Below are 2,240 nucleotides of genomic sequence, written 5' to 3'. Positions count from 1 at the left end.
GGAGGAGGGGAACCGGGCCGCCGCGGCCCGGTTCCCCTCCTCCGCCTGCTCCGTGCCGTGGCCGACCGCGCCTCCTACGCCCTCACGGCCGACGTCCGTCCCCTCCTGGCCGTGGCGGGCCCGGCCGGCCTCTGCACCACGACCCCGCCACGGGACGTGCGCATCCTCCGGGCCTCGGACCTGGGCTCCCTGTCCCGCCTGGGCGGTGTGCTGAAACCGGCGGACGTGGAGGCCCTGCACGCGATGGCGAGGGACAGAAGGACGTGGCAGCGGGTGTAGGGCGGCGTTGCCGTACCTCTGGCCTCCTCACCTGCGCAGGGACGTCTTGTCTCCCTGCCTGCGCAGGGGCGTGCGGTGCCGTATGGGCGTGCGGTGCCGTATGGGGGTGCAGTGCCGTATGGGCGCGCAGTGCCGTAGGGATGTGCTGCGCCGCATGGACGCGCGGCATCACATGAGCGCGCGGACGACCGCACACGGCACGCGACCGCACACGGTGCGCGGCCGCGCGCGAGGCACGCCGGCGTACGACGCACGGCCGTGCACGGCCGTGCTCGAAAGCCACGCACCCGGAAGCCATACGATGGTAAATCCGTAGAAAACACCTGAAAGCGGCACACTGCTCATGCCGCACTGCTCCGGAAGGGGCTGCACGTGCGATCCATATGGAACGGCGCCATCGCGTTCGGCCTGCTCAGGATTCCGATCAAGGTCGTGAACGCCACCGAGAACCACACCATCCCCTTCCGTCAGATCCACACGGAGGACGGCAGCCGCATCCGCTACCGCAAGGTGTGCGAACTGGAGGACCGCGAGGTCACGCAGGCGGAGATCGGCAAGGCCTACGAGGACACGGACGGCACCATCATCCCGATCACCGACGAGGACCTGGCCCACCTGCCCCTGTCGACCACGAAGACGATCGACATCGTGGCCTTCGTCCCGGCCGACCGGATCGATCCGCTGCACCTGGACAACGCCTACTACCTGGCCTCGAGCGGAGTCCGGGCCGCCAAGCCGTACACCCTCCTGCGGGAGGCCCTCAAGCGCAGCCGGCGGGTGGCGATCGCCAAGCTCGTCCTGGGCGGCCGCGAGCGCCTGTGCATGCTCCGCGTGGTGGACGACGTCATCGCCATGCACAGCCTGCTCTGGCCGGACGAGATCCGCGCTCCCCAGGGCGTGGCCCCGGCCGTCGACGTCAGGCTCCGCGACAGGGAACTGGAACTCGCCGACACCCTCATGGACACCCTCGGCGAGGTCGACCTCGGGGACCTCCACGACGAGTACCGCAAGGCCCTGGAGGCGGTCATCGCGGCCAAGGCCGCCGGTGAGGCGCTTCCCGAAGCCCCCGAGCCCGCTCCCGACGGCAAGATCGTCGATCTGATGACCGCTCTGGAGAGGAGCGTCCAGGCGGCCCGGCAGGCCAGGGGCGAGCCGGCGGAGGAGGGCGAGGATCTCTCCCCGCGGGGGCCGGCCCGTGCCGCTTCCCGGAAGCAGACGTCCACGGCACGGAAGACCGCGGCGAAGAAGCAGACGTCCGAGCCCGCGCGGTCCGCGAAGAAGACCGCGGCCGCCACCGGGAAGACGACGAAGAAGACCCCGGCCGGGAAGGCGGCCCCGCGCAAACGCACGGTGTGACGTGAGGGCGCCCCGGCACGCCTCCCGCCGCAACGCCTCCCACCGCAGCCTCCCACCGCACGGGACGCCTTCGCACAAGGGCGTGTCCTGCTCCTGCCGTCCATGCACACGTACCGCCGCCGGCTCGTGCCGGTGCCGCTGCCGACGCCCGGCAGCCGCCGGCGCCCGGGTCTAGGACTCCGGCACCTCGCCGGACGGCGGCACCTCGCCCAGGGCCGCGAGCTGCAGCCGCAGGGCCAGCCGGAGACGGGGCGAGGAGAGGTCGACGGGGGCCGCCTCTTCGAGCTTGCGCAGCCGGTAGCGCAGGGTGTTGGGGTGGATCCGGAGGAGCCGCGCGGCGCTCTGGGGATCGCCGAAGTGGTCCAGCCAGGCCGCGAGGGTCGCGAGATAGGGCGTGCCGTGCTCCTGGTCGTGGGCGCGCAGCACGGCGAGGGGGCCGCCGAGCAGGCAGGTGCCGGCTCCGAGGGCGGTCCGGGCACGCTCGACGACGACGGTGTCCCAGGCGTCCTCCATCAGTACGGTCCCCGTCCCCCGGGCGGGGGAGAGCCGGCCGGCGCCGATCAGCCGGTGGAGTTCGACGGCTTCCGCGGTGGAACGCGGCAACT

2 protein-coding genes and 1 pseudogene are annotated in these 2,240 nt (G+C 72.4%); 2 read left to right on the top strand and 1 reads right to left on the bottom strand.

Translation table 11 applies throughout. The features are described 5' to 3' along the window. Positions 1-279, top strand: a pseudogene (locus CCN35_RS26105) (NERD domain-containing protein); the annotation flags it as partial. Between the two features lie 372 nt (positions 280-651). Beyond that, complete coding sequence (gene ku / locus CCN35_RS26100) at positions 652-1,635, top strand: non-homologous end joining protein Ku (protein WP_067391372.1); 984 nt, start codon at positions 652-654, stop codon at positions 1,633-1,635. A gap of 171 nt (positions 1,636-1,806) precedes the next feature. On the opposite strand, the gene CCN35_RS26095 is transcribed toward ku, so the two are convergent. Next, positions 1,807-2,240, bottom strand: a 434-nt coding sequence (locus CCN35_RS26095) for a helix-turn-helix domain-containing protein (protein ID WP_143631834.1), incomplete at its 5' end; no start/stop codon positions are given.

It is taken from the genome of Streptomyces thermovulgaris (genome assembly GCF_002155915.1).
Lineage (GTDB): Bacteria > Actinomycetota > Actinomycetes > Streptomycetales > Streptomycetaceae > Streptomyces > Streptomyces thermovulgaris.
Note: the sequence above shows the minus strand (reverse complement) of the source record. Positions and strands in the feature narration are given on the sequence as shown.